22 protein-coding genes are annotated in these 24,537 nt (G+C 62.4%); 6 read left to right on the top strand and 16 right to left on the bottom strand.

Features of this window, described 5'->3' with window-relative positions; all coding sequences use genetic code 11:
* Positions 1–3: 3 nt before the first annotated feature.
* The 5 genes from RXV79_RS27960 to RXV79_RS27940 form a co-directional block, all read right to left on the bottom strand.
* Complete coding sequence (locus RXV79_RS27960; RefSeq protein ID WP_316704580.1) at positions 4–2,556, bottom strand: DNA phosphorothioation-associated putative methyltransferase; 2,553 nt, start codon at positions 2,554–2,556, stop codon at positions 4–6.
* Positions 2,557–2,573: 17 nt separating this feature from the next.
* Positions 2,574–2,930, bottom strand: a complete 357-nt coding sequence (locus RXV79_RS27955; protein ID WP_316704578.1) for a hypothetical protein — start codon at positions 2,928–2,930, stop codon at positions 2,574–2,576.
* A 264-nt stretch (positions 2,931–3,194) separates the two neighbouring features.
* The gene (locus RXV79_RS27950) at positions 3,195–5,156 is read right to left on the bottom strand and encodes a site-specific integrase (RefSeq protein WP_316704577.1); all 1,962 of its coding nucleotides are present in this window, start codon (positions 5,154–5,156) and stop codon (positions 3,195–3,197) included.
* A gap of 46 nt (positions 5,157–5,202) precedes the next feature.
* On the bottom strand, positions 5,203–5,679 hold the full coding sequence (locus RXV79_RS27945) for a hypothetical protein (protein WP_316704575.1): 477 nt from the start codon (positions 5,677–5,679) through the stop codon (positions 5,203–5,205).
* Positions 5,680–5,684: 5 nt separating this feature from the next.
* On the bottom strand, positions 5,685–6,359 hold the full coding sequence (locus RXV79_RS27940) for a DUF7673 family protein (RefSeq protein ID WP_316704573.1): 675 nt from the start codon (positions 6,357–6,359) through the stop codon (positions 5,685–5,687).
* Positions 6,360–6,797: 438 nt separating this feature from the next.
* On the opposite strand from RXV79_RS27940, the gene RXV79_RS27935 reads away from it, so the two are divergent.
* Positions 6,798–7,226, top strand: coding sequence for a hypothetical protein (locus RXV79_RS27935; protein WP_316704571.1), 429 nt, complete (start codon positions 6,798–6,800; stop codon positions 7,224–7,226).
* A 68-nt stretch (positions 7,227–7,294) separates the two neighbouring features.
* Positions 7,295–8,005, top strand: coding sequence for an NYN domain-containing protein (locus tag RXV79_RS27930; protein WP_316704570.1), 711 nt, complete (start codon positions 7,295–7,297; stop codon positions 8,003–8,005).
* A gap of 139 nt (positions 8,006–8,144) precedes the next feature.
* Here the strand turns inward: RXV79_RS27930 and RXV79_RS27925 are convergent, their stop codons facing one another.
* The 6 genes from RXV79_RS27925 to RXV79_RS27900 all read right to left on the bottom strand — a co-directional run bounded on the left by RXV79_RS27925 (position 8,145) and on the right by RXV79_RS27900 (position 13,148).
* Positions 8,145–8,402, bottom strand: a complete 258-nt coding sequence (locus tag RXV79_RS27925) for a hypothetical protein (protein WP_316704568.1) — start codon at positions 8,400–8,402, stop codon at positions 8,145–8,147.
* An 81-nt stretch (positions 8,403–8,483) separates the two neighbouring features.
* Complete coding sequence (locus tag RXV79_RS27920) at positions 8,484–8,849, bottom strand: hypothetical protein (RefSeq protein ID WP_316704566.1); 366 nt, start codon at positions 8,847–8,849, stop codon at positions 8,484–8,486.
* Positions 8,850–8,852: 3 nt separating this feature from the next.
* Positions 8,853–9,209: a hypothetical protein gene (locus RXV79_RS27915; RefSeq protein ID WP_316704565.1), complete on the bottom strand. Its 357-nt coding sequence runs from the start codon at positions 9,207–9,209 to the stop codon at positions 8,853–8,855.
* A 33-nt stretch (positions 9,210–9,242) separates the two neighbouring features.
* Entirely contained in the window at positions 9,243–10,940 is a 1,698-nt protein-coding gene (locus RXV79_RS27910; RefSeq protein WP_316704563.1) for a phospholipase D-like domain-containing protein, read from the bottom strand.
* Positions 10,941–11,610: 670 nt separating this feature from the next.
* Entirely contained in the window at positions 11,611–12,603 is a 993-nt protein-coding gene (locus RXV79_RS27905; protein ID WP_316704562.1) for an AAA family ATPase, read from the bottom strand.
* Positions 12,604–12,770: 167 nt separating this feature from the next.
* Positions 12,771–13,148 carry a hypothetical protein gene (locus tag RXV79_RS27900; protein ID WP_316704560.1) on the bottom strand — a complete coding sequence of 126 codons (378 nt, stop codon included), beginning with the start codon at positions 13,146–13,148 and terminating at the stop codon, positions 12,771–12,773.
* A 164-nt stretch (positions 13,149–13,312) separates the two neighbouring features.
* Here RXV79_RS27900 and RXV79_RS27895 point away from each other — a divergent pair, with 164 nt between their 5' ends.
* From RXV79_RS27895 to RXV79_RS27880, 4 genes are read left to right on the top strand one after another with little or no spacing between them, the layout of a single operon-like run.
* A complete protein-coding gene (locus RXV79_RS27895; protein ID WP_316704557.1) occupies positions 13,313–16,420 on the top strand; it encodes a type VI secretion system Vgr family protein in 3,108 nt (1,035 codons plus the stop codon).
* The gene (locus RXV79_RS27890; protein WP_316704554.1) at positions 16,420–17,661 is read left to right on the top strand and encodes a hypothetical protein; all 1,242 of its coding nucleotides are present in this window, start codon (positions 16,420–16,422) and stop codon (positions 17,659–17,661) included. The genes RXV79_RS27895 and RXV79_RS27890 overlap by 1 nt, the downstream gene beginning before the upstream one ends.
* Positions 17,662–17,665: 4 nt before the next feature.
* A complete protein-coding gene (locus RXV79_RS27885) occupies positions 17,666–18,343 on the top strand; it encodes an AHH domain-containing protein (RefSeq protein WP_316704552.1) in 678 nt (225 codons plus the stop codon).
* Positions 18,344–18,345: 2 nt separating this feature from the next.
* Positions 18,346–18,966 carry an imm11 family protein gene (locus RXV79_RS27880; RefSeq protein WP_316704551.1) on the top strand — a complete coding sequence of 207 codons (621 nt, stop codon included), beginning with the start codon at positions 18,346–18,348 and terminating at the stop codon, positions 18,964–18,966.
* Positions 18,967–19,270: 304 nt separating this feature from the next.
* Here RXV79_RS27880 and RXV79_RS27875 read toward each other — a convergent pair whose 3' ends face one another.
* The 5 genes from RXV79_RS27875 to RXV79_RS28230 form a co-directional block, all read right to left on the bottom strand.
* Positions 19,271–20,167, bottom strand: coding sequence for a plasmid partitioning protein RepB C-terminal domain-containing protein (locus tag RXV79_RS27875; RefSeq protein WP_316704548.1), 897 nt, complete (start codon positions 20,165–20,167; stop codon positions 19,271–19,273).
* Positions 20,167–21,063 (bottom strand): plasmid partitioning protein RepB C-terminal domain-containing protein, encoded by an 897-nt coding sequence (locus tag RXV79_RS27870; protein WP_316704546.1) that lies wholly within the window; start codon positions 21,061–21,063, stop codon positions 20,167–20,169. Before RXV79_RS27870 ends, RXV79_RS27875 begins: the two co-directional genes overlap by 1 nt.
* Positions 21,060–22,625, bottom strand: coding sequence for a recombinase family protein (locus tag RXV79_RS27865; RefSeq protein ID WP_413816726.1), 1,566 nt, complete (start codon positions 22,623–22,625; stop codon positions 21,060–21,062). Before RXV79_RS27865 ends, RXV79_RS27870 begins: the two co-directional genes overlap by 4 nt.
* Positions 22,626–22,768: 143 nt before the next feature.
* Positions 22,769–23,560, bottom strand: a complete 792-nt coding sequence (locus tag RXV79_RS27860) for a TniQ family protein (RefSeq protein WP_316704725.1) — start codon at positions 23,558–23,560, stop codon at positions 22,769–22,771.
* Positions 23,557–24,537, bottom strand: coding sequence for a TniQ family protein (locus RXV79_RS28230; RefSeq protein ID WP_413816725.1), 981 nt, complete (start codon positions 24,535–24,537; stop codon positions 23,557–23,559). The genes RXV79_RS27860 and RXV79_RS28230 overlap by 4 nt, the downstream gene beginning before the upstream one ends.

The raw sequence follows: 24,537 nt of genomic DNA, 5'->3' as shown, positions 1-24,537 counted from the left end.
CGGTTACGCTGCACTTCCCCTCGGCTTGTATCGGCGCGGCACCAGGCGCCCGGAAGGACCCGCCCGCATCTCCGTCGCCTCTCTCAACTCACTAGGCGAATAGCTGAGGTGGATCGGCTTGTCCTTCCCGTAGAAGTAGAGCCGATCGAAGGGGAGATTCGTGATGATCCACTCGGCGACCTCCTCCATGTCTTCGTCGTCGACGACGAAGTCGCAGGCAGCGCCGCCCCGCGCACAAATGGGCTGGCCGCGCCGGTTTAACTCATGTGCTGCATGCTGATCCAACTCGGGCGCCACCCGGCCCTTGATCTGCGCGCCGAGCTTTGGAGAGCAGAAGCCATAGGTCAAGCGGATCGCTCCGAAGTACTCCACGATCGGGTCGAGAAGCTTCACCGCCAAGTCGTACATGGCGTTGTAGCTCTCAGGGTTCAACGGCGTGTTGGGCAGCCGAAGCCGCGCCTGGGTCTCGCCGCACTCGATGAAGCTGCGATACGTGAACGTCGCGCCGCACGGTTCGTCGAGCGCTGGGATGTTCGTGCTGCGACGTAGGGTGAAGCCGCTGACCTCCAGCCTTCGCCTTGCCAACCCCGTTTCCAGCTGCTCGTAGCTGGGTCCATGCTCGGAGCTGCCCAGGACGCCCGTTTCCTCCAGCGCCCTGTCGAAAGCTTCCTGCTCTTGATAGTGCGCCATTTCCTCGTGCATGTAGCGGCTCTTGAGATAGAGCGGCGGCTTTGGGTACTCAGTCCCGTACTCGAAGAGGTCGTAGTCGGCGCGGCGCACGTTGACCTTGATGCGCTTGGTCATCAGCGGAAGCGGCTCCTCGTCGAAGTTCTCGAACTGCATGAGCGTCAACTTCCCGGAGCCGCAATGCACCTTAACGAGGTCGACATCGCTCAGGTCTCCATAGACCAGGAGGCCGCAGGACACGAAAGCTCGCAGGACGATCGGTAGCCGCTCGACCAGCGAGACATGGAGCTGCAGGTGATCTCCTTCCAGCCAGCCGAGGCCGCTGGTCACCGCTTCTCGGCATGCCGCCAGCAGCGCGTCGCCGTCGGCCGCTCGCGTGAGCAGCTCCATGCCGGCCGCCTGGGCGCTCGAATAGTCACCGAAGAACGCCTTGACATCACGCTGTAGGCGAACCTCGAGCTGACGGTACCGCGGACGCTTGCTGAACTGCTGGATTGCGAAGTAGAGCCGCAGGTCGTCGGCGCGCGCAGTCTGAGCCTTGTCCAGCACCGCCGCGTCGAAGCTGCGCACCATCTTCCTGATGGCTCTGCCCAGGCTGCCAAAGACGTCGATAACCTCGGCCAGCCGGTCGACCTCGGCCTCTTCAGGGTATCGCCCCAAGTCCAGAGTGACATGCCATAGCTGCGCGAGCAGTGGATGTGGGGGCTCGGGTGCCCGTGGAGAGGCGATCTCGCGAACAGGTTTCTCGCTGGCCGGCTTGGGCAGCCTTGGCCTGACGGCGAGCATTCGCTCGGTCACGTCGCGTCGCCTGTATCGGCCGGCGAGGTATCGCTGCTCCCAATCCTTGTCCTTGAAGACCAAGGCCATGCCGGGCCCGACCAGGATTGCCTCTTGGTGCAGTGCCTGCTCGAGGTAGTCCTTCAGCTCCGCCTGCTGGAAGTACTTCTGAAAGGTGCCCCTCGACGTCATGAAGCCATCGCCGAACGGCTTCCCAGCGTTCCCCGGTCCGTACAGCATCACGGCCACGGACATCACGCGCTGCGCCAGGGAGAACGCGCGGTGCAGTACGTCGACTCGCTCTGCGGGATCTTCGATCACGTTGATCACGAAGCCGACATTCACGACGTCGGCAGCCGAGAGCGGCCTTTCCGGCGCGTAGTGCGGATCCCAGCCGTTGGCTGAAAAGCCATCGGCGCTGAGCGTGGCCAGGTCGTCGCCTCGCCCGCATCCGTAGTCGAAGAAGGAAGTCTCGCGGTTGAGCACACCGAGCCGCAGCAGCATCTGAACCGGTGCCGAGAGGACTGAGCGTCCAAGGGCGGTCAGGTGCCTCCGGACAGACCGCCCTGCCAGCTGCTGCTCGCCTTCGATTTCTCCGTCGGCATTGCCCAGCGGCGCAAAACGCCCGCCAACGAGTTGAAAGCCTTTGGCGGCTATGAGCCGCAGCCAGTTCATGCGGAACCCGATGGAGAGCGGGTCGTCGAAAAGCCCCAGGGCCTCGGCTTGTGCCGTCAGTGCGCCCCAGCTGTCTCGGTCGGGATGCTCCGAAACCAGCAGTTCCTTGCGGTGCAGGATTGGAGGGTTCAGCGAGTCGATGTAGGACCGCATCACCAGTTCGCCGCTGCCATTCTTCGGCGGCGACCAGCTGAAAGCGAGGGCTGGAAACGGGTCCTCTTCGAAGTCTGGATACGAGAGCAAGCCAACCCGCTGCGAGCGGGTGTTGATCTTGACGACGTTCACCGCCTCGCGAGCGCGTTCATCGAGGCGTTCCAGAGCCTGTTCGATCGCTGGATGCAGCGACGCATCGGCGAGATCCCGGACCGAGGACCTGTGCACATAGATCTCGTCACCGACCCGCTTTCCCACTCCCATGCGTCAGTCCTCGCAGCTCAGTGCGAAAGGTCGCACCGCAGGCCGCTCATGTCCTGCCGCCTGCGGTTTGCCGGTCGCAGGTCCTCGATGCGCGCGACGGCCGCGGCGCGGATGACGGACGCCACCTCCGCCTGTGCCAACGGCTCGCGCAGCTGCACCTTCCGACGTCCGACACTGACCACCGAGCCTGTCGGCGATGTGGCCACCTTCCACTCCTCAGCCGCCGCGCCAGCCAGTGTCGCGAGCGCCGCTTCCAGCCGGCAAATCGTTGCGAAGGGGGCGCTGGTGGCCAGCGTCCGCCCATCGGGATCTCGGACCTCGAAGCCCACCGTCCCCCCTTCTCCGCTGCGGATCACCACGGCCGCCACTTTCATTCAACCGCCTCAACGACCCGTCGCGTGACTCGCTGCACGACCGGCACTGCGCGAGCCGGCTCTTGTCCTTCGTCAGCTCCGTCGATACGACCTGATGGCACAGCAGGCTCGTAGCGCGCCTGGCGCGGGCCAAGGTGACCGTCTATGGGAGCCACAGTGAGGTAACCGAAGGCGCAGGTCAGACGATGCCTGCGCCTTGGACGGTGCTGCTGCTCGCTCATGGTCGTCTCCCTCTGCATCGCCATCGTATTGCGTCGCCTGGCCTCAGCGCTGATAGAACGAGGCGATTGCCTTCATTCGACGCTTCCCCTCCGTCGTGACGTACACCGTGGTGGTGGCCAGCGACGCGTGCCCGAGGATCTGCTGTTCGATCTCGACGCGCGTACCACGCGCTATCGAATGCGAGGCATGGGTGTGCCGCAGCCAGTGCGTGCTCGCCTTGGCGAAGCGGGCCGCACCCTTGGTGTCTCCTTGCACGCTGAGCACGCCCGCACAGTCTTCGAAGAACCGCTTGAGCTGGTCGTAGAGCGTGTTCGTCGCGATGCCGGCCTTCGGGTCCACCCCCGCGGCCGGCTGCAAGCTCGGAGCGAGTTCGGAGATGTCGGTCGCCTTGCCCAGCAGAAAGGTGCCGGCGTTCGACGCGTCCTCAGGGTCCGGGTCGAGTCCTCGCGACTGCAGGTACTCGGAGAGTTCGGACACCACCTCGAGCGGAACGGGAACTTGCCGAAGCCGACCACCCTTGCCGACCACGTTCAGCAGCCATCCTTCGACATGGTCCTGGTCGTCCTCGTCCGGTGGGTACTCCACCCACTCGAGCTCGTCGACTTTCGAGGCGACCGCTTCTGAAAGCCGCAAGCCGGTCGCGTACAGCAGCGACATGGCGAACCGCAGGCGCTTTCCGGTCGAGGTGTCGGGCAGCTGGGCGGCCTGATCGAGCGCGAAGCGCCACTGCGCCATCGTGAGGCTTCGCCCGGTGTTGATGCGCGGCTTGGAAGAGCGCGGCACCGTGACGCCCGTCCAGGGGTTGCCCATCACATAGTTCTTGTCGACCCAGAAGGCGTAGAGGTTCTTGAGTACGGTCACGGCGAACCGCTGAGAAGGCGCATCCAACGGCTTCTCGAACGGTCGCCACAGCGGCGACCAGCGCTCGCGGTTGCGCGGCGCGCACCAGCGGCTGTGAGGCTGCGGGTCGGCAATGAAGTCGCGGTAAGCAACGCAGTCTTCCGTCGTCATCGACGACAGCGGTTTGCGGCGCTCGACGATGGCCCACAACAGGAAGCGCTCCGCCTCCTTGCGGTACGCGCGTTGGGTGTGCGACAGGTAGTTCAGCCAGTCGTTGGGACCTTCGATGCCGGTGTCACGGCCGCGCCGTCGGGCCTTTGCGGCATTTCGCTGCTCGATGCTCAGGCCAGTTTTGGACTGCAGCCATGCGAGCAGCGCCGCGTAGTCGTTGTTCGCGGACATCAGGCAGTGCTGCTGCGGTCGGCGGAACAGCCCGTGCGTGCCGCTCAGTTCAGCGGGGACCACCAGCTTCTCCAGCGGGCGGACGTCGGTGGCCGGCGCCACCACTTGGGCCAGCTCGTGGCGGAACAACGCCGCTCGCCGGTGCTCGACGTGCCGGCCGACAACCATCCCGATCGTCGCTTGGTTGTCTCGTAGCCACGCCAGTACGCGGTCGCCCTTGGCCTTGCCAATGCCTGCAATCGAGGCGGCCCAGCCCTGACCCAGGCCGTTCACGCGCTCCATCAGTTGCGCCAAGGTGAAGACGCCAGCGGCTTCCAACTTCGTGGCGATCGACGGGTTCAGCCAAGATGCCACCGCATCGCCGGCGCCGGGCGGTTGCGAGACAAGGCCTTCCAGCCAGCGGAGCGCCTCAAGCTGCTTCTGAACGAGCCGAGCGCGCCTGGACTGCCGTTGGCTGGCCTTGCCGTACTCATCCTCGTAGGCGGCGATCTGCTCGGCCTGCGAGAAGTCCTCCAGCCCGCGGCTCTCGGCGAACTCCTCCAGCGACGGCAGCGCCGGCTGATCCTCCGGCAGCTTGCTGACGTCGATCAGCACCAGGCGTGCCGTGCCGAAGCGATCCTCTCGGCGCGCAGCTGCCGCGAAGGCATCGCGTATCCACGCGATCGTCGACCGGACCACCCGCAAGTCCGACGAGCTGCCTTCGACCTGCAGGTACCGCTCCCACATGTTGCGCAGCGGCAGGCCCTGCACCAGCCCTCGCATGAAGGCGAAGTGAGCCGCGCTGAGCTTGCGTTCTCGACTGGGCCTGTTAGACATGCCCGTAGGCTCCCCGCAACGCAGGAGGTGCATGGTCCATGACGGCCAGCAGCAGGGTCAGGGCGGACCGCACCAGCTGCTCGTCGCGCCCTGGGGCCGCCTCCGCGGTGTGCTTGCCGCCATGGAAGAGGTTGTTGCGCACCCTTGTCGCGGCGTTCACCGCCTGCGCAACACGTCCTGCGCCCGGGAGCGGTTCGGCGACCCACGCCCCGCCGAGCAGTTGCACACGCGGCGGGTTCAGCGTCAGTGCGTCGATCGCGTGGTCCAGGTCGGATCCGGGGGCCACGGGCAGCCAGCCGGCAGCGTCATTCGCCAGCGCTCGCCAGGCTGGTGCTGCCCGGCCTCCGTCGGCACGCTCATAGAGACGGGTGTCCTTCATCGCAAACTCGCAGCGCGCGAACACCCCAAAGAAGTCGGCGACGAGGTCCTTGGGCACCGCCAGCGTGGCGTAGGGGTCGATGAGGGGCATGGCGGTCAAGGCGCCCGGTAGGACGGCGCATGGTCCAGCCACGAAGGACGGCGCTCGCCCTCGCGCCTGTCCAAGGGCCCGCGTTCGGCGTCGCGCCACGCGAAGACGTTGACGCGCTGGACGTGCTGCATGACCGCCACGCCGTCCTCGGCGCCAAGCCTCACGTCCAGCCGTACGGTGCCCACGGCCTGACGCTGCTCGCCCACCACCTCGCAATCCAAGGTCAGCGAAACGTCGCGGTACCCTGGCGCGTCGCCATAGGTGACAAGCGTTGCAGCCACGGTGTCGCCATCGCACAGCGTCCCTTTCTGCGCTGGCGGCCGAGGCTCGCCGTCGTGGCCCTCACGCAGTCGCTGCACGTCGACGACACGGTAGTCGCTGACCAGGTCCTCGAACTTTTTGGACCCCTGCGAGAAGTACTGGTGAACCTCCTGCCGTGTCAGGCGAGCGTCCATGCGGATGAGCTGCATGGCGTCCTCGAACAGCTCTGTGGGCAGCAGGCGCAGGTCGGTGAGATCGAACGGGAAGCGGCTTCCGTTGTACAGGGCCAGGAGCAGTCGGGCGCAGACGCTGCCCTTCTCCTGCTCATCACCGACCGCTTCCGCGTAGAGGCGCTGGAGTGCTTCAAAGCCGGCCTCCTCGAGCGCCGCGCGCGAGTTCTTGCTGTGGTGATCGGTCATGGACGCTTCCTCATCGAATTAGCACCAAGCGAGCTTAGGCAGGTCGCCGCTGTCGCCAAACTCACGCGCTCCAAGCCAGCGATCGGCTCCGCCATCCGCGGCGCAGACCTTCGTGCTGGCCGCGCCGCGCACGATCGGTCATCGTTGGCACGTACGCCCTGCTCCAGCTGTCGAAAACCGTTCAACGTTGAACTCGCTGGCAAGGGGAATCAACGACTTACGCGTTTTTGAATCATCCATTTTGGTCGCCATGATTCATTCAACTCTGAACTTTGCACGACAGTAAGCGCTGAAGTTTGAACTTTTCCAAGTGGTTTCACGGCTGTGAAATCCGTTTGCTCTTTGGGTCTCCGAGCATTGCAGACCCACGGATAGGATTGAATTTGTAGGTTTATATTGCCAGGCGGTCAACGCGTGGATCGCGGAGTGATTGGCCGAATGAACACTGACCTTTTGTCGCTCGAAGAACTATCGACGCAAGAGATGGCTACTCGAATGGGCATCGATGCGGACGAGCTGTCATGCCGGGAACAAGCCGGTGATCTGTTCTCCTACGTCAAGCCTCGTCGAAGCAGCGAACGGATGTACCCAGCGTATCAACTCGCGCCCGAAATCTATCCTGAACTGCTCCGGACGGCGATGGAAGTACTAGGTACCGACGGGCCGCTTCTCGAAACATTCTTTAGTTGGCGAGACCGAGACCTGGGCGGCTTGAATGTGCGGGAAGTTCTAGCTGGACGACCGTTCGAAGGGTTCGAGCCCGACGAAGAGGCGGCGTGGCTTCTTTCGCTGCCCGCCCCACGTCGAAAGGAGGCTGTAATGGGCGCGTTGGAGCGAATGCGAGCGGTCGCGCAAGACTGGGGCTAGGCGCTCTTCCGGCGTGACTCTAAAGTTGTGAGGCGCAGGCTAGATCCGACGACAACAGGGAGGAATGAGTGGCGACCACTGAAATCACGAGACTCGCGGTCCTGATTGACGCCGACAACGCCTCTGCAACCCGCGTTAAAGAGATTCTCGAGGAGGTGGCCAAGTACGGCACCGCCACTGTCAAGCGGGCCTACGGCGACTGGACCACGCAGAACCTGGCGGGGTGGAAGGAACACCTGCACCGCCATGCCATCCAACCGATCCAGCAGTTTGCCTACACCAAGGGCAAGAACTCGACGGACTCGGCATTCATCATCGATGCGATGGACTTGCTATACGCCGGCCACTTGGATGGCTTCTGCCTCATTTCGAGCGACAGCGACTTCACTCGCCTGGCGACCCGAATGAGAGAGGCGGGGAAGGTGGTCTACGGCATGGGCGAACGCAAGACACCGGAGCCCTTCATGGCTGCGTGCGACAAGTTCATCTTCTTCGAGGTGCTGGGCCGTTCGCTTGAAGATGCTGCGCGGCAGCAGGTGGAGGACTTGCCGGATCTGAAGGGTCTCCTCGTTCACGCTGTCATCGAGACCTCGCGCGACAACGGATGGGCGTCGCTTTCTGCGGTCGGCTCATTCATCAGTAAGAACATCACATCGTTCGACGCGCGAAACTACGGATTCACCAAGCTGAGCGAGCTTGTGCGTAAACAAGGCTTCCTGGAAGTCAAAGAGTCGCAAGACTCTGGAGGCGCCACTCACCTATCAGTCAGACTTAGATAACAGTCGACCGGGGTGCATGACAGGTAGGGTCAACCGTTGAACGGGACACGCCATGCTGAGCGGCGCGGACAATCATCCGTGTCCTGAGAATATGCTTCAGAGACTAGTTGATCAAATCGTTGGCTCCGTACATGGCTTGTTAGCCCTCTTTAAGGCACGCAAGCAATCTGTCTCCCACCGCGTCGACCGCGACGGTGTCCTGGTCGTGCATCACTGCTTCCTCGATCGCGTCGCTGACGGCCCTGGCGACTTCCGCATGGCTGAGCCCGGTGGCCACCTCGGCGAGCTCAGCAAGCGCCTTGGGCGACTTGAGGTAGCCCGATGCGGCAGCCGGTGCCGTGGCGACTTGAGCCACGGGATAGAGAAACGGCCGCTCTCTGGTGGAGATCTTGGTCAACGCAGCGGTATCGGGCCCTGCTGCACAAGCGTCGCTTGACGGCCCTCTAGGTCAACCGAAGGCGATGTCGCTCTAAACGTTCTAACGCGCCAAGATTAACGTTGCCGCGAAATACGCCACCAGCAGCCCCAGTCCTGTCACGAATCCACGGATCTGCTCGGTCGCTGGGTCTCGAATCATCGGTGTCCAAACGATGGAAGGCTCCTCGTCGGCCTTGACGTCCTCAAGGACTCGCGCAACTCCGTAAAGGGTCCGAATGCCTTTGAAGGCGGAGAAGACGAAGGCGCATAAAGCAAGCACGAGCACCCAAGCGGCGTCAGCAGCCGAGCTCGGCAGGATCTTGTCCTTGAATGTCACTGTTACTCCGATGATGGCGGTGGACAGAGTGATGAGCTGCTTGACCGCTTCCTGCGTAAAGGCGAACTTCTGCTTGGTGTGCTCCTGCATTGGCTACCTCACGGGGTATTCGCAGCTCTTTGATGTGAAGACCACTTCTTCGGTGATGCCCGAGTAAGGCCGTCTCACCTTGAACGCAATAGAGCGAAAGTCCTTGCGAAGATCGCCTGGTCCCAACTTTGCCAGGGGCGTTCCGTGGAATTTCAGGGCGCCGTGACGATCCTGCTCGAACTTTCCAGAGTCGGTTTTCTTGAGACGACGCTCCCAGTATGTGTAGTCAAACTCCAGCTTCGGAATTCGAAGTGTTATCTGTTCCGCATAGGGCATCCTGCAGAACTGCAATATCTGATCAGCAGCGCTCGCGCTTAGCGGAAGCACACCGAGCAATGCTGCAAGAACAAGTCGCTTCATTGATCCTCCCGCTTGGAATTGGCGGCTGAAGGGCTACTCGACAAAGTAGCGCCGCCTCTTGCTCTTGCGATCGTCTTCCTCGAGGTGCGGCGGCAGCCACTCTTCCATCTTGACCTTCAGATAGCCGCCCCCGCCATCCAGGCCCTTCTTGGCTCGCCGCATCTTCTTCACCACATACCGCGCATAGTGGTGGTCGAAGGTCCGCAGGAACTCCCCGAAGTAAATGTCAGCCACGCGGGTGTCGCCACGGATGACCAGCATGTTCTCGTCGTTGTTGCGCTGCGAAGCATTGCTGAAGTTGGCCGACCCCGTGACGACCAACGGGTTGTCGCTCAGGGGGTCCACCAGCATGTACTTGGTGTGGATGTAGTCGTTGCTGTTGAGCGGGTTGTCGCGCTCCTTTAGGAAGTTGACCAACGCCCCGTCATCCAGGAACCCGCCGGCAGCGAACACGACATCCTTGTCGGTGCCGATGTTTTCGCTCGTGCTCAGGTCATCGTCCTTCACAACGTACCGCAGCACGTCGTTGTTTTCCTGAAGCACCGCCTGGAAGAGCGGATCGATGGTGAAGGCGACGGTGAAGCAGACGATACGTTCAGCTTCGGCCATCCGGTTGGCGTACCACTCAAGCGTCGACGGCGAGTCGTTGTCGTCGCGAGGGCTGAACACAGCGACAGTCCCGGCCTTCCAAGGCGGCCCCTTAGGGAGCGTCGTCGCGTCGCGGTTAGGCTTGCGAAGCTTGGTCGAGGTCAGGTTCTCGGCTAGGCGATCCCAATATGCCAGGTAGTCGTTCGCGATGTCGGGATCATGAACGACATGCCCGACGTTCGAGTGGCCGAAGATGCCACCCGGCGAAATGTTGGTCGACCCGGTCCAGACAGCGACGGGCTCGTCGTTCTTCAGCAAGACGATGAACTTATTGTGTCGGATGCCTTCGGACACCGTACGAGGAACGACGTATTTGCGGAGCCCGGCCGTGTCGATGGTCTCGTTGTTCGTGGCCTTGTACGAGCTTTCAGCGTCGTAGACGATTTTGACGTCTGCCGACCGCTCCACCGCTGCGCGGAATGCCCGCGCCACATGCGGGTAGTGAAACTCATAGAAGGCAGCTCGCAAGCTGTACTCAGGACCAGTAGCCTGTTCGATGAACTCGATGAGCGCTTCGAAGAGGCCGCGCGACAGCCACTTCATCTCTTCCGAATGCGGGTCAAGCTTGTCGGGCTCAGCGTTGTCAAACCGGCGGGCGTAGGCTTGCGACCCGATGACGCCACGGTTGAAGAACACATCGTGGCGCACGCCGTCTCCTAAGGCGGCTCGTGGCTCGGTCTTGACCTCCACCTCGACCCCTTCGTCTTCAGCCAGGGTGAGAAGCTTCGGCTTGCCGTAAACCGGTACGACTCGGTAGGTATAGCCCTGCCCGGCATCGACGGTGTAGTCAGCCCATTGGAACGACTGGATCGGGTGCTCCGACGTAGGCATCAATGTGCCCGGCGCTGTACCAGGGTCCTTCTTTTCAAAGCGCTTGATGCCGCGCAGCCAGCCGCGCTCCTCGAGCTCGCCGTTCTCGCCGAGGCACGCGCGCTCGACTGCAAAGCCCAGCAGGTTCTGGTCTTCTGCGCGTTGAGCCATTAGGTTGAACCGGTCTGGTGCGAAATCCCATGCCAGCACCACCACGTCGGTGCCGGCGATCGCCTTGGCCACCAGGAATTCGCCTTCCACTTTTGAGCGCATGTTGACCTCCCTAGAATTTGCCCGTGAACCCTGGAAGCGACGCAGCCTCCTTCCTATAGGAAACGCCGTCGACTCTTAGGCCTTCTGCGTTGAGAAGCGTGATCAACCCGCCTTTGTTGGACAGCGTCATTGCAGCGACTACTCGCATCCGGGTTGTGATGCCCGCTGCGAGCCTGCCCTCGAGGGCCGAGGAGATTGGCCCGCACCGAGCTGGCGATCAATGGCGCGGCCCTTCAGGACGCCATATTGCTTGAGTGGCATGACTTTCCCCCTGAACGCTGCGATTCACGCCCGCAGGACCTCTCGTGGGCCTGCATGGCGTGCGAAGCCAACGGCACAAGTGTGAGGATGTAGAGACTACAAGCGAACCGCCATCGCACTATCCCTAGTTTGTATGACGCGAAATCGTCACGGATCTGAACTACATCCCCGCCGGCTTTTTCTTAGTGGGTCGACAGCCAACTGCACCACTCGCGGGCGGTGCTGCGCGCGCTCATGGTTCCAGCGCAGACCCGACTTAGGCGACATGAAGTTGTCAATGTCAGCTTACGGTCGCCACCGACATTCGAAGTCAATATTCGATCGACAGCACGCAGCCTGAAGCCGACGTTGGAGCTCGTCTCCATAGAGACGAGCTTGTTGACCGGATCTCAGAATACGGCGCGATGCCTCACCTATCCATGCGACGCATCACAGCCTGGCGCTGCTGCAGAAGGCTGCGCACGGCGTCGACCGCGACGGCGTCCTGGTCGTGCATCACGGCTTCCTTGATCGCGTCGCCGACGGCCCTGGCGACTTCCGCATGGCTGAGCCCTGTGGCCACCTCGGCGAGCTCAGCCAGCGCCTTGGGCGACTTGAGGTAGTTGGCCAGGCGCATGCGCAGCAAGGCCTTGACCTCGTCCGCCGACGGCACGTGGTACTGCACCACATCGTCGAAGCGCCGGAAGAGCGCCTCGTCCAGGATGTCGGGGTGGTTGGTGGCGGCCACGATCACGCTGCTGGACTCGTCCTGCTCGATCATCAGCAGGAAGCTGTTCAGGATACGGCGGGTCTCGCCCACGTCGTTGGCCATGCCACGTTGGCTGCCGATGGCATCGAACTCGTCGAACAGGTACACACCGCGCGTCGACGCGACGGCATCAAACACCTGGCGCAGCTTGGCCGCGGTCTCGCCCATGAACTTGGTGATGAACGAGTCCAGGCGCACCACGAACAACGGGATGCCCAGCTCGCCGGCGAGCGCCGCCGCTGTCATCGTCTTGCCGGTGCCGGAAGGACCGACCAGCAGCAGCTTTCGGCGGGGGTGCAGGCCGTGGCTGCGCAGCTTGCTCAAGTGCCGCTGTTCCTTCAGGACCTGCTGCAGGCTCTCGAGCACCGGCGGCGCCAGCACCATGTCCGACAGCCGCCGCGAAGGGTATGAGACGCTTAGAAGGGAGGCGAGCTCGCCCTTGGGCCGGGTGATGGGGATCGCGGCGCCTTCGAGCGGCGCACCGTGCCGGCGGGACTTGGCGGCATCGATCAGCTCGCGCAGCTCTTCGGCGAGCTTGCCGTGGCCCTGCTTGGCCTCGTGCGCAGCCATCTGCATGGCGACAGAATAGAAATGGCGATCGTCGCCCTCTGCGTGGGAGCGCAGAAGTGCCTTGAGTTGATCGCCGTTCGCCATGATGCCCGCCATTGTCATCGCACTGTTGCGGCGGATGTCAGCACTTCAATCGAGATTTGCGCGGCAGTTCGCTTAAGTGGTACCTGGGTACCGTCGGTACGACTTATCGACTGCAGTTGATCCCCCCGGCGCCGCACTCCGTATTGCAAGCGGAAGGAATCGCTCCTTCAACACCGCTGGTCTTTGACGTTGATTTCAATCCAGCGGCCTAGCTCCGTGAGCATCTTCGGCCCGACGCCTGGAGCTTCGCTGCTCAGAACCCCTTCAGTTAGTGCTCGAGCGACCTCCGCCGCGTTCTTGTAGCCCTGCGTAAGCAAGGTACGAGCGGTGCGGTGAGACAGCCCCGTGAGCCATCTCGTGTCTTGAGCTTCAAGCCGCTTGTCGTTCGCCCTGTTGAGAAGCGTCTGAGCCACGTAGGGCGAGCATCCGAGTGTCCGCGCGACTTCCCATACTTTCAGGCCTGACGCCCGAAGCGCTTCGGCTCGCTTTTGTCGCTCGAGGATTTCCGCCGAGTTCGATGGCAGGTGAGGAATCTGATGTTCCATTTGTAAGGAGTCTGGCCTGAATCGCGGGCGATGCTAGTCGACCGCAAATCCCCTCCGCAACCGCACCCCCTTAGGAGTGGATCGATGTAAGCGCCTGTTGCAACCGCTTGTCCCAAGGGCAACTACCTCCAAAATCGCCCCGCTAGCAAGGGACGTACAAAAACATGATGGACCGACTCAGCGACGCCATGAGCGGCGCCGCAGGACGCATGCTCAGTGGGCTCGACAGCGCACTGAGCTCACTGCTCGCAAGCTGGACCAGCGCACAACGCCTCTACAACCTCGAAGGTGCAGGCCCGGTCAGTGACCTGATGGTCGAGCGCTTCAGCGTGGTCGACACCATCAGCGAGCCCTTCCATCTGCAGCTGCACACCCTGTGCGTGCACAACCGCACCCCGCTGCAAGCGCTGCTCGGACAGCGCATCACCCTGCTGAGCACCCTGGCCGATGGCAGCCGCCACCGCCGCAGCGGCCTCGTCTTCGAGGCCCGTGATGCCGGCGCCGACGGCGGCCTCGTGCGCCACCAGTTGCTCATCCAGCCGTGGCTCGCCCTGCTCGGCCACACACGCAACAGCCGCGTCTGGCAAGACAAGACCATCATCCAGATCCTCGACGACGTGCTGGGCGCCGACGCCTACAAGGCCCACGCCGCCTGGCGGTGGGGCGAGACCGATGCCGAGGGCAACACCGAAGACCTCGCCGCATTCATCGCACAGGGCCCCAACGCCGGCGTGCGCTCCTACTGCGTCCAATACCGCGAGAGCGACCTCGCCTTCCTGCAGCGCTTGCTGGCCGAAGAAGGCCTCGGCTGGCGCGTGGAAGAAGCCGACGACGCACCAAGCGGCCACCGCATCGTCTTCTTCGCCGACAGCGCCCGCTGGCCCGAGAACACCACCTCCCGCAGCGCGCTCGGTGGTGCCGGCATCCGCTTCCATCGCGGCTCGGCCGCCGAAGAGCAAGACGCCATCCAGAGCTTCGGCGGCTGGCGCCAGCTCACGCCGGCCGCGAGTGCTGTGCTGCAGTGGGACTACCAGGCCAAGCGCGCGATCGCCGCCGAGTCCCCCACCGCCTACGACTACACCAGCGAGTCGATGCGCGACATGGCGCCGTGGCTGCAGCAGTACGAGCCCATCGGCGCCACCGCCGACACCGGCACCTGTAGCAGCGCCCAGCTGCAGCACCGCGCCACCTGCCGCCAGCAGGCCCACGAAGCACGCCACAAGACCTGGCTCGGCCGCAGCACCGTGCGCAGCCTGCGCGCCGGCGAGCACTTCGGCCTCACGCAGAGCACGCTGGATGCGCTCTCGGAGCTGCAAAGCACCGCCGATCGCGAGTTCTGTGTGCACAGCGTGCATGCCCTGGGCGTCAACAACCTGCCCAAGGAACTGAGCGACCGGCTGATGCAGCAGCCGGCATCCGATCCTTTTGCCGAACTCGATGGCGAGCCCTCCAACTCGGCAACGCATGCATTGCTCGAGACCCTGGAGCACGACCCCGCCCTGAGTCTCACGGCCGCCGAGCTTGGCTACGCCAACCGCTTCGAAGCCCTGCGCCGCCTCATCCCGTGGCGCCCCCTGCCGCCCACCACGCGCACCGCGCTCGGCGCCCAGACCGCCATCGTGGTCGGGCCCGGCGGCATCACCAGCCCGAACGGCGCCGACGAGCTCTACACCGATGCGCTCGGCCGCATCCGGGTGCAGTTCCACTGGCAGTCTGCCCCGGGCGCGGACGCGAGGCCTGACAACCGCAGCAGCTGCTGGGTGCGCGTGGCGCAGCGCTGGGCCGGCGCCGGCATGGGGTGGCAGCACATCCCGCGCATCGGCCAGGAGGTGCTGCTCGACTTCATCGAGGGCGACATCGAGCGGCCCGTCGTGCTCGGCAGCCTGTACAACGGCCGCGGCGAAGCCGACTTGCCGCCAACACCGGGCGGGGCGGCCGCGGAAGCTGACACCAGCGCCTACAAGGCCAGCCACAACCACGGCCCGAGCGCCCAGGGCAACCTCGTCGGCGGTGGCTCGGGCGGCCACAGCCCGGCGTGGCACGGCGGCGCCCCTGGCCCGGCCGGCCAAGACGCCGCCGCGCAGAACAACACCGCTGCGCTCAGCGGCTTCAAGAGCAAGGAGTTCGGCGGAGAGGGCTTCAACCAGCTGGTCTTCGACGACACGCCCGGCGAGCTGCGCGTGCAACTCGCCACCACGCAGCACGCCACCCAGCTCAACCTCGGTCACCTGATCCACCAGGCCGACAACCACCGCGGCCACTACCGCGGCCGAGGCTTCGAACTGAGGACCGACGCGTATGGCGCCGTGCGCGCCACCAACGGCTTGCTCATCACGACTTTCGGCACCCGCGAGGCCGACCCCGCCGGCGACAACGCTGCCGGCATGGCGCTCCTGAAGCAGGCCGCAACACTCGCCGACAGCTTCAGCAATGCCGCCAAGACCCATCAGACAACGGCTCTTGCGAGCGCCATCGGCACGCTGAAGGCCGGCCAGAGCAACCTCTCCGACAAGCTCGCGCCGATGAAGGCGCTGCATCAGTCCGCGAGCGGCATGGTGAGCCACGCATCGCTCGATGCCGCCATCGCCGACGCCGGCAAGAAGAGCACGCAGGCGAGCAACGGCAAGGTGCCGCACACCACCGACCCCATCGTCGCCATCACCGCCAAGGCGGGCCTGGCGACGGTGGCCGGTCAAGACATCCAGCTCGCCAGCGGCGAAGCCATCAGCTGGCAGGCCGGGCAGGACCTGCAGCTCGCGAGCGGGCAACAGCTCCGGCTGCACACCGGCCAGAGCATCGGGATCCTCGCCGGCGCAGTCCAGGCAGGCCAGGGTGCCAAGGGCACCGGCCTGACCATGATCGCCCGGAAGGGGCCCGTAGAGATGCAAGCCCAAGCCGATCAAGCCGAGGTCGCCGCCAAGAACCTCGTCAACATCCAGACTGCCAGCGCACACATCGATTGGGCGGCGGCTAAAAAGATCACGCTGACGACCTCGGGCGGCGCTCAAATCGTGATCGAAGGGGCCGGCATCACGGTGCAGTGTCCGGGGAAGATCAGCGTCAAGGCGGCCAGCAAGAGCTTCATTGGCGGAGCCAATGAAGAGTATGTCCGACCGGTCCTCCCGAAAGCAGACATCTCCTGGGTCAACCTGGAAGGTCGCTACGAGGACGCTTGGAATACCGCTTGGCCGCTCGAGGACCTCAAGGTCGACATCAACGGCAGCACCGTCGCGAAGTCCGTCACCGTCGACATGACCCAGGAGATTGCCTGATGGCAGAGCCTCAGTACGGGCGCCACGTGCTGGCGCCGAACGACGGTTCAGTGCTGGTCACGGCGCAACCGACCGTCACCGAGAAAGAGATTCATGACGACCGCCAGCTGATACAGCAGCGTTTGGATGCGGCGTACCTGAACCTCACGGACCGGATGGCGCCGTTCCAGAAGGAGTGGGACGCCGGGCCACTCACGGCGTTAATTTCAAGCGTTCGTGCCGGAGCTGCGGCCGGTGCGTCCGAGTGGGGCGACGACTTCACCGAGATGTTCAGTAAGGAGATGTGGACCAACCTCGGGGTGAAGATCAAGGACCTGGCCGGCAGCGCTCTTGATGCGGCCGGAAACTACAGCAAGGGCGTCTACAACGACATCGCAGCCAGCACCGAAGCGGCCGCGACGCGCGCCGGCAAGGTGCTGGAGAACCCCGACAAGACGATCTACAACTGGGGCTGGTGGCAGCGCAACTTCGAGGAAGCGATTGACGATGCTGAGAAGGCTGTAGGGCAGCAGGTCGACGACTACGTCCATTCGGCGCAAGCTACAGCGAATGCACTGTCGGAGGCAGCGAAGAAGGCTCAGAAAGCCTACAAGCATCGCGAGGCCATTCTTGGCCTGCCTGAGCTGCTGGTGAAGGGCGACCCCAAGCCGGTCCAGGCCTTCGTCGACAACGTTCTGATGGACATCGATCCGCAGCTCGCCAAAGAGATCAAGAGCGATCCGAACTTCTACATGGTCCTGGAGCTTATCTCGGACCACGACAGCATCCTTGGATACCTCGCATATGTCGGGCTGATGATCGAGTCAGTCCCCCCGAATTTCCTGGGCTATGCGGCTGCGAAAGGCGGGGTCTACCTGTTGATTGAGTTGCTTTTGCTGCTCGTCACGGCGATCCTTTCTGCCGGCGCAGCCGCGGCTGCTCGTGTGGCTTCTCTGATTGCGCGCCTGGCCGCCAGTAGCGCGAAGCTTGCGAAGGCGGCGAAGAAGATCGAACGCGCCAAGGAAGCGCTTGATGCACTGATTCGTGTGATCGAGGACTTCTGCCAGGCTGCGACCGACTTGCGCATGCTTGGCGACAAGCTGAGGCAAGCAAGGCAGCGAGGACTTGTTCTGCGCGGGAACACCAGGTCAACGGTGGTAGCGCGTAAGCAAGCGATCAAGCGCGATCGCAAATGCCAAGTGTGCGGCAGCACGCAACACACGACTCCGCGGCATCGGCTAGGCACAGTGGTCTACGAGTAAGGCGATGGATATTCCAGTGGGCAATGTCCTGAAGGACGACAAGTACCTGGGCGCGATCACCCGGGCGATCAAGAACTATCCAGATCATCCTCGCCATCACGGCGTCAAGATGCAGGCCCATCACATCATCTCGGCAAAGGGCGTGTCCTTGTCGGGACGAGGCAAGAACCTCGTGCAGATTGGCTATGACATCAACGATCTGCCGAATCTCGTCTTCATACCCTGCACGCTTCAGGGAGCGTGTCACCTAGGCATTCAGGTCCACCGGGGGAACCACACCGCGCCGGTAGACCAAAACAAGCCCGACCGAGACGCTGACAAGTCGATCACGTATCACGACATGGTTCGCACGCAAATCCTTGACTTGGCGCTGCCGCTGGCGAAGGCCTGTACGTCCACGTCCGCCGCGAATGCAGTCACTGAGATCAACAAGGTCGGAAAGCGCATCCTGCGTTGGATTCAAGACAGCCCTGGCAAGGCGCCATTGACAGCCGCTGCCAAGTCCTTTCAGCCGGGTAATCCCATTGGTTGCGGCGGTGTTGATGCAATAGGAAGCCTGAAAGGCTCGGTGAAGCCTTGCCCTAAGGAACGCAACCACTTTCGCCGGCAGGGAAGAGGTCAAACGTCTGAGAACATCACGTATCAGAGCGACAAACCCTACCGATTGGTTCCAGGAAGATAAGCATGACGGACTACAACAACGAATACTTCTTCTTGCGCCGGCCCGCGGACGAAGGGCTTCCTTATCCCCAACCCGATGAGGACACTGCTGAACTGAACTACATGTTCGAGGTGTTGCCGCTCGGCTCACGGCCACTGAAGTTCTTCAATGGCATGGCGGACATGCAGAAAGAGCAGGGCATTCGTCCCTATAAGGGCGCCCCCGAGGTCATGTTCGTTGGAAGCGATTTGCTCGTGTCAGATCGCGTGCGAGAAAAGCTGCTTCCACTCGAGGTGCCAAGGTTGGCTCTGCAACCGGCCATCTACGTGGACGACGACGGGAAGTGGCATGAGACCTTCTGGTACTTGACCTTCATTGATCGGTTCGACTGTTGGGATCGGGATCAATCAGATTACGACCGGGACGATCCAATCGACATTGGCGGAACCCAACTGTTTGACGTCTACTCGTTCAAGTTGAACGAGAAGTTGCTCGACAAAACGCCTCTGCAAGAACGCTTGCTGTTCAAGATGGGCGGCGTCAACCCAGCCCCGGTGACGGTTCACAAATCGCTTGCAGGAGTGTTCCGGTCCGCAGGGCAGGGGGCTTGCGAATTGCAAGCGGTCGCAGATTTCGAGGGGTGACGCCCGGACGCGCGCAGCTCTGCCTATATGTGCCCCCGAGCGGTGTTCCAACTCTTGTGTAGCTTCCGAACGGGCGTGACAACCATTGCATGCTTCGGACCGAGAACGGATCGGGCAAGCGGTTCTCTTCGAGACTGAGCTCCAAGATCTCGGTACTTTGTCAGAAGATCGCGTAGCGAACTCCGGCGTTGTCCGATCACACCTTCGCAGTGCAACTGGATCCTTCGCGGCAGCCCGCGCAACGAAGCAAACAGCCAACAATCCCGCGGGGGTGTGCCCTCCTGTGGTTGTTTCGCCGAGTCGCTTATCCGCTGGGAAGCTCTTTGATGTCCGCGATGAGTTGCAATTGCTGCAAATACTCGCGCTGAAACTTCGCGAGCCATCGCACGATGCGGACATTGTCGAGCAAGCTCTTGATATAGGTCTTGATGATCACGAGCTGAAGGTTTGCCGGCCCGTAGCTTTCCTCGAGCAGTTTCGTATCCGATTGCACGGCCGCAAGTTCACGCTGAAGACGCTGTAGTGTTTCGGACGGGCCGCCCTTGTGGACTTTGACCCGAGCCTCATCTGCGAGCTGATCTGGCGGTGTGGCCTGAAGCATCGCCAGCGACAATTTCACCGAGTAGTTGTTGAGGCCGATCATCGATTGAACGGCATCGATTTGGCGAAATGGCTTCATTTGGCGAAGCGAGTTGAACAGGCCATGGGTTGCCGGCTTGTCTGCAAGGAGGCGAACGGCCTCGTCGCAGATCCCATCAAGAAGCTTGAACCGCGCCTTGATGGAGTATTCGGAGACTCCCAGTGCGGCTGCGAGTCTTTGTACCGACACTCCACGCTCCGCAGCGCGAACGATCATTCGGTGCTCTTGAACGACCGACAGGCGATTGACGCGCTTGTTGTACGTGAACGACTCGTCGTCCGTGGAGATGAGGCAGAGCGCTCGCGCGACCGACAGCTCCCTTAAGGCTTCCGCCCGGACATGGCCGTCCAGGATCATGTAGTCCCCTTGGTGGGCGGGATGAGGGATGACGACGAGTGGCTCGACGAGTCCGATAGCTTGAACCGACGCTTTGATTTGCTGGAACTTGACGCTTTGCTTGATGGCCAGTGGCAAGACCTTGGAGCCATGGAGGCTCGGAAGCTCGATCTCGAAGCAGTCTCGCTCGAAGGCCAGACGGATCGGCTTGGGCGGTTTTTCCATCAGACCAACCCTGCTTTCCGCGCACTTTCCACCAGCGGTTGAGGAATGCTTTCCATCTGCTCTGCGGCCAAGAGCGTTCGGAAGTCCGGGTTGGCGAATAGATCCTTGAACATCTCTTGCGCTAGCAGCAGCATCGTTTGCGTCTGCTCGGAGCGCTTCTGGATCCTCCGGTGCTCCTCGGCGTTTCGCTGATAGAGCTTCGCAAGGTCTTCGGGTGTCATTTGACGGGACGGATTGACCTTTCCAACCACCATCGTGCTGCTGCGATGTTTACCGCTCGTTCTCCGTTGCTCGAGGATTCGACGAGCAACGCTGATCTTCTTGCCCTTCAATTCGCCACTGTTGTAGGCATCGAGCAGGAGCCGCTGGGCGTCAGCGTCGCTCGCCCGCGAAATGCTGACCGCCAGGTGAAGCGGAATGTGCCCCGCTTCCGCGGCAGCCAGGAGACGCTTCTCACCCTTTTCCAGGAGATTGGCCACGTTGTTGACCCAAGAGGCGGTGCATCCGATCTTCTTGCCGATCTCGGCATCGCTATAACCACGTGCCTTCAGTGCTGCGACGTGCTCCATGGTCTCGCTGGTCCGCGGCATTCGCCTGGCGATGTTCTCCACCAAGCTCATGACGTGCCCAGTCTCCTCATCGGTGTCGAGGACGATCGCTGGAACCGTGGCCTGTCCAAGAGCCTTGCACGATTCCAGTCGCCCCTGGCCGCAGACCAGCGCGAACGTGCGCTCTGAGGAGGGCGCATTGCGCCGGACGGTGATAGGGCGCTTGAGCCCGACGTTTGCGATGTTTTCGGTGATCTCCTGATGGATGCGACCCACACGCGTCCGCGGATTGGGCACCTCGATCGAATCGATCGAAATCATCTCGATGCGAACCGGTTGGTCACTCATGCTGCCTCCAGCAGGGAACGGCCACTCAGCGCGTAAAACTCCTGGAGAGAATCCACGCGATATGCGTCGAGGGTGAATCCGTTGTTCTCCCGGATCGGGAGCGAGTCGATGCAAAAGTCGATCGAAGGGAAGACGTAGTAGTCGAACGGATGTTTGTTGGCATGGTCCATGCGGACCACGACCGTGACGTCGGGCTGCAGACTTGCGTCGAGTCGAATGCGCCAGCGATATGTTCCAGCGGGAGTAGGTTTGCACCGTGCGATGACGAGAGAAGTGGTGAACTCGCCGTTCACGGTCACCAGGTCGGTCGCTGCATCCCTGGCGGTTGTTCCTCCCCATGCGTCAATGCCAGCGGATATCTCTGCCAGGACCTCCGGGTGGCGCCGACGCAAGGCTCTATTGATCTCGAGATACGCATAGTCGCGCTTCGGTGTGAAGCCGATGAGGCTGTATGCGCGAAGCAGGCTTCCAAATCGGCTCCGGTATGCCGAACTTGAAGGAACGCCGTCCTCTTCATCAATGAGCAAACCTGATACGACGCCATGCTGCTCCAGAAGATGCTTGAGCAACGCAAGCATGTGATCGGAGTCGATATGTGCCGATCGAGCAACAATCACCGATTGCACCTGGGCGAACCTGTCCGGAGGCACGATGGCTTCGAAGGCGCCATCGCGCCGAATCCACTCCGAAGGTTCGTTTTGTTTGTGCGCGATCTTCAGCTTGAACGACGTCCGGTTGTAGACGTTGTTGCCGATGTACTTTTCGTTGGTGAGCACCTGGTGCACCGTGCCTCGCGTCCACGGTCGACCCAGGTCAGTGAAGATCTGCTGACGATTCAGGTTCGAGGCAATCACCCGTTCCGGCATTCCGTCTTCCAGGAAATGCTTGTAGATGCGGCGGACCGTTTCGACTTCATCCGCTGGCCCCGGCACCAACACCACCCGGTCGGTCTGGATGCTTTTCTTTTCCCCTCGGGTCAGCTGTCCCTTGACGACGTTGTTCTCATCGACGAGTTGCCGCCGGAGCCCCAGACCGGGTGCACCTCCTTGGCGGAATCCTCGCTGCACGAGGTTGCGATGACCGGCGAACACCTTCACCGATAACTCACGGCTGTACTCCGCGGCCATGCTGCGTTTGATGCCCACGAGAACAGTGGACGAGAGCGAGCCATCGTTGGTGAACGGCTCAGCGCAATAGATCACTTTGATCCCGCGCCGTTTGCACGTCTGCTCATAGACGGCCGCCTCGTCCGGGTCTGGGAAGCGCCCCCAGCGACTGACGTCGTAGACGAGGACTGCACGGAAAGGGACGGCGGGTTGCTGCACGTCTCGCAAGAGGCTTTGCAGTCCGGTTCTTCCTCTGATGTTCAGCCCACTCTTCCCGGAATCCTCGTAGGTGCGAACGATGTGCATGCCATGCCGCTCGGCGTACTCGGTGATGGCCAGGGTCTGGTTCTCGGTCGAATATCGCTGGTGCTCGGTGGACATTCGCACGTACTGCGCAACGGGAACTAATTCCTGGGCTGTCGAGGCGCTCTCGCTGTTGCCGTGCTCTTTCGCCATGGCCGCATCCGGATAAGACAAAACGATGAATGCATCGTCAGCTCCGTACATGACGATTTGATGATCAGCGAAGCGAACAAGGGCGTTGATGGCGCTGCATCCTCCATCGCCATTTCGCACTCATGGATTCACGTTCTCACGTGTCAAGAAGACGCTTGTATCGCCTCGGCAGTTACGAAGCGCTCGATCAGCCTTTCGGGGGCCAGGAAGCGTGGGTTGTTGGGAATCACACCTCGTCGCTCCAGCTCGGCGAGCTTGCGTAATGGCCTGGAAGGCCCGTCGGCTGAAACGTACACGAAGCCGGTATAGAGCGCTGCGAGGACAGCCCGACCGTTGCTCGCAAGCTCGCGCTCCCACGCCGCTAGAACCACGCCTGGGAACGAGTCGACGGGTGTGGTTTTGATTGCAGCGAGAGATGTGCCGCACGTCAGGCACTTGGACAGGTAAGCAACGCCTTCACCCTTCGGACCCGCATGAATCATGCTCCGAGGCAGCGAGACGCGCATTCCACAGCTTTCACATGAGTCGCACATCACGCAGCGGTGCAGCGGGCACACTCGCCAACAGGCGAAGCGCCAATGCACCGGGAAGTAGGGCTCCGATCGGGCTTTCAGGCAGTGCGGACAAAAGCGATAGCTTGGCCTCTGGCCCTCATAGAGAAGAAACCGTCGGGGTTCCAAGCCAGCCCTGAGGAAGTTGTGGAAGACGCGGCAGGCTACTTTGAGATCACGCAGATCGATCCCGAGCGCCATTGCGGCTTCCTGAGTTTCTTGGGACAGGAACGCAAAGTCCGCATCTCGCGCCTTCATCCGCAGCATTGCCAAGAGCTCACCGACCGTCGCTCCTTGGGACAGAGCGATTCGAGAGAACCACGAGTTTGGCGCCTCGAAGATATTCGCGGACGGCACGAAGACAAGGCGTGAAGCAGTGGTCATGCGGTCTCCAAATCGCTGAAGAGATCCGGCTGCACGTCCAAGTCACGGTGCCTCCTAAGTGGCGCCCGATGCCCCTTCAGCCGCCTGAGTACCCAGGCCGCCCTTGCGCGATCGACCTCGGTGTGGCCAAGAGCCGCCATGCGAAGGATGTCTTCCACCCCCACGACAGGGAGAGCCGACGATTGAGAGTTGGTCTGCGTGAAAGCAGTCAACTGCCGCATTCCTTGGTGGACGATTTCAGCAATCGCAGCTGTCGGCAGCCAGGGCTGTACGGCGTGCTGCCTAGTCGATGAGAGGACGCGTGTGCCGCCCGCGAATGCAAGCAAGATCCGACTGGCGCCGTCGACGCTCATGCCGCTCAAAAAGTTGGCGAGCGGCCGCGGCAAGTGGGGGCTTGGGTGCTCAGCAGGGTTCAGGGCATGTGATATCCAGCGGCACCAGTCCAAGACCTCCTGGGACGCAGCAGGCGGTCTCGAACCCACAGTGACAAGGTAGTGCCTGCAATTGCAGACATCCCAGGACGGCCGATTGACCTGGAGGCTCTGCCCACAGTGGCCGCAATGGTCCTGAAGCAGGATGCCGTGGTCAGGGCACGCGCAGTAGAGCGTGAGGTCCCACACATACTGGCTAAGCCCTTCGCTGCGGAGGCACTCATGACACATCTGCTGGCGACTTCGTCGGAGCGACCAATCGGCGTTCCACGCCTGCCCGAACAGGCGCAGTTCTCGGTATCCGTCGCGCCACACGATGTCTGGCATCCGCCATTCGAACCAGGACGGCGAAGCTTGTGTCAGCCCTGCCAGAAGCGGGATCTCCGATCTGCCCAGGGTGCGGCGAGCGGGCAGTCCCAGCGCGGCATGAATGCCGGACGTCCTCATGCCATTCGATCGGGCGGCTCTCAGGATGAATCCCGAAGCTGACTCGAACTCTCGAGGCGACACGACGACGGGGAGGGGTTGTAGGTCCACTGGCGCCAT

Origin of the sequence: Piscinibacter gummiphilus, assembly GCF_032681285.1 — a bacterium.
GTDB classification, from domain to species: Bacteria; Pseudomonadota; Gammaproteobacteria; order Burkholderiales; family Burkholderiaceae_C; genus Rhizobacter; species Rhizobacter gummiphilus_A.
This window is presented reverse-complemented; position numbering and strand designations above follow the sequence as displayed.